The organism is Terriglobia bacterium, assembly GCA_036496425.1.
Taxonomy (GTDB): Bacteria; Acidobacteriota; Terriglobia; order 20CM-2-55-15; family 20CM-2-55-15; genus 20CM-2-55-15.
Map to the genome: position 1 here is coordinate 1 of DASXLG010000033.1, position 3,071 is coordinate 3,071.

The 3,071-nt window shown below is 54.9% G+C and carries 3 protein-coding genes; 2 read left to right on the forward strand and 1 reads right to left on the reverse strand.

Annotated elements, in window-relative coordinates; all coding sequences use genetic code 11:
* Both VGK48_02420 and VGK48_02425 read left to right on the forward strand, forming a co-directional pair.
* A partial coding sequence (locus VGK48_02420; protein ID HEY2380014.1) for a carbohydrate-binding family 9-like protein occupies window positions 1-516 on the forward strand: 516 nt, incomplete at its 5' end.
* A gap of 110 nt (window positions 517-626) precedes the next feature.
* Entirely contained in the window at window positions 627-2,303 is a 1,677-nt protein-coding gene (locus tag VGK48_02425) for a D-aminoacylase (GenBank protein HEY2380015.1), read from the forward strand.
* Between the two features lie 352 nt (window positions 2,304-2,655).
* Here the strand turns inward: VGK48_02425 and VGK48_02430 are convergent, their stop codons facing one another.
* The gene (locus VGK48_02430; protein HEY2380016.1) at window positions 2,656-2,898 is read right to left on the reverse strand and encodes a hypothetical protein; all 243 of its coding nucleotides are present in this window, start codon (window positions 2,896-2,898) and stop codon (window positions 2,656-2,658) included.
* Window positions 2,899-3,071 lie beyond the last annotated feature (173 nt).

Consider the following 3,071-nt stretch of genomic DNA (forward strand, 5'->3'; position numbering starts at 1 on the left):
GTCATGGAAATCCGTTCGCGTTGGACACAGGACAATCTCTATCTCTTGTTCATTTGCGCCTTTGATTTTCTTTATCTAAAGCCGGATCCTAATCCCGCTCAGGAAACGAATCGTCTTTGGAATTGGGATGTTGCGGAAGCTTTCATTGGCGACGATTTCAAAGACATCAATCGTTATAAAGAATTCGAGGTGTCTCCCCACGGCGAATGGGTTGACTTGGATATCGACCGGGACAAATCCGGCGGCTCACCCGAGGGGTGGCGCTGGAATTCAGGCTTCAAGGTGAAAGCCCGGATCGATAATGCTAGGAAGATCTGGTATGCAGAAATGCGCATTCCCTTTCAATCGATTTCTCGGAATCCCGCTATGCCTGGACTGCAACTCCGAATCAACTTCTTTAGAACGCAGGGAAGTGGGCCAAATCGTCTACTGCTGAATTGGCGTCCCACCCATGCGCGGTCGTTTCATGTGCCGGCTGCCTTCGGCCTACTTCAACTTGCGCCAGAAGCTCAGTAGCTAGGACTAATTCGCGCGTTAACGGCTGGTGTGGCGCAATAAGCCCAAAGAACGTGCCCGCCGATCCGTTTCGATAGCGGATGGTTCTGCAGCCGGTAAGATCGACTGATATGAAGCTGCTCATTCTGTTTGCTGCTGTCTCGTTTGTGCTCGTGGGTCAGGATTACGATATTGTGATCCACGGGGGACGACTCGTAGATGGAACCGGCAATGCGTCGTTCCTCGCCGATGTAGCAATCCAAGGTGGAAAAATAGGGCGGATCGGCAACTTAGGCGAGGTGAATGCCAAACGCGTGATCGATGCCAAAGGTTTCGTAGTTAGCCCTGGTTTCATCGACATCCATAACCACTCGGATTACACAATTATCACTGATGGAAATGCGCAGAGCATGATCCGCCAGGGTGTTACGTCGATGATCTTGGGGGAAGGTGGTTCGGCTGCTCCCTTGGGAGGGAAACAAGAGTCCGACGGTGTAGCTGGCTGGACTGACTTCGATGGTTATTTTTCGCGGCTGCTGAAACAGGGCATTTCCACTAATATCGGCAGCTATGTAGGTTCGAGCCAGATCTGGACGTACGTGCGTGGGCAGCACGCTGGTCCGCCGACGGCGGACGAAGTCATAGCAATGCAGACGCTGGTGCGGCAAGCCATGCAGCAAGGGACGCTAGGCGTTGCGAGTTCGTTGAGCGGTCCGCCGGGTTCATGGATCGACACCGACACCTTAGTTGCAATGTGTAAAATCGCCGCCGAATACGGAGGCATTTACTCAACCCACATGCGCACCGAAGGTAAAGGCGTATTCGAATCGGTAGCGGAGGCGATTGAAATCGGCAAACGGGCCGGCCTGCCAGTGGACATCATTCACCTTAAGCTTGCCGATCACGAGCTTTGGGGAAAGATGCCCGAATTAGTAGCCGAAATTCAGAACGCACGTGCGAATGGCCAGGATGTAACCGCTAATGTCTATCCGTACCGAGCCGGGCAGAATAATCTTGCCACGATCATTCCGCCATGGGCACACGAAGGTGGTACCCAAGCCATGCTTCAGCGCCTGAAAGATCCGTCACTGCATGTACGACTCGTCAGTGAAATTGAGCACGGCATCCCCGGATCCAACTGGTACAACCACTATACGGCGACCGGCAGTTGGGAAGGCATGTTGCTGGTTTCGTTATCCAACCCCGCATACAAAAAATACGAAGGGCACCGCATGAACGAGGTAATTGCGAACGTCGGAGGCGCTCCGGTCGACGCACTTTTCAAGGTTCTGGAAGACAATAACGGCTCCGTTCCTACTGTTTATTTCCATCACAACGAGAAAGACATGCAATACGCATTGCAGCAGCCATTTGTCTCCATTGGTTCGGACGGAACGGCTGTGGCGATCGATGGCCCCACAGCAGAGGGGCACCCGCACCCGCGTTATTTCGGTACTTTTCCGCGCGTTCTTGGCCGGTATGTGCGCGACGAGAAGGTGCTCACGCTCGAAGATGCTATCCGGAAAATGACGTCGGCCAATGCAGAAAAGATCCGCATCTTCGATAGAGGACTCCTACGACAAGGAATGTGGGCGGATGTGACAGTTTTCGATCCAGCCCGAATCGTGGATCGCGCAACCTATGAGCAGCCGCAGCAATATGCCGCGGGTGTGCAGTATGTTTTGGTGAATGGCCAGGTAGTAATTGACGGCGGCCAACACACAGGACGACGTCCGGGGGCCATTCTGTATGGTTCGGGCAGAAAGGCCGCCTTCTCCGGTCAGGCTAGTCGAGACCAAACTCCATAGTTCCCGCTCCGATGCTTCAATCTGTTCACTTATGACCTCAAGCGGGAGATGGGCGAGTAGATCACCCGCGCGGTCGCCTGACAAAATTGCTGACAAAGTCGGCGACCGGCAGAGCGCTTCGAGCGCGGTGCAACCTGGAACTGCCTGCACAATGGATCAGCCCTTCGGAACACTTGGCGCACCTACGATGAAAGGCATTCGCCGGAAATTTCCAGAAGACGGGAGCGAGTTGATTACCGCTTGTGGCTTCCATGCGCTACCACGACCTCGAGTATCGGATCGTCCAGATCGAAATGATTTCCCCGATCGGTTACCGCCTCCGTTTGGTTGTAGTGGACCTCGATCGTCCCGCCTAGCTGTCGAAAAAAGGGGCCGCGAGAACCTCGGTATTCTCCGCCGGCGGCACGGCTTGGTCCTTGCGGCAGACCACATTGAGCAACGGAATGCGGCTCCCGGCCAGCTGCTCCGCATAGTCGACCGGATTTCCCCGGAACTCCATCATCTGCTTGTCACTAAGCCCATACGCGGGCCAAAGCTTCCCGCCAATCCTTCGCGCTGCCCACGGCTTTACCGCGACCGCCGGCCAACTCTTCATATCAACAACTATGGATCGTCGAGAAACCGTGGAACGCAGCCGGACATGATCGAGTATGTAACCAGCCGGGCAGCGGCATGGGATCGTCCCATCTCGCTGCTGGGAAATCTGGACCAGCTCGAAGCGCATCCCAGAACCCGGACAATCTCGAGGTGATCAGGAGATGGAAGGAA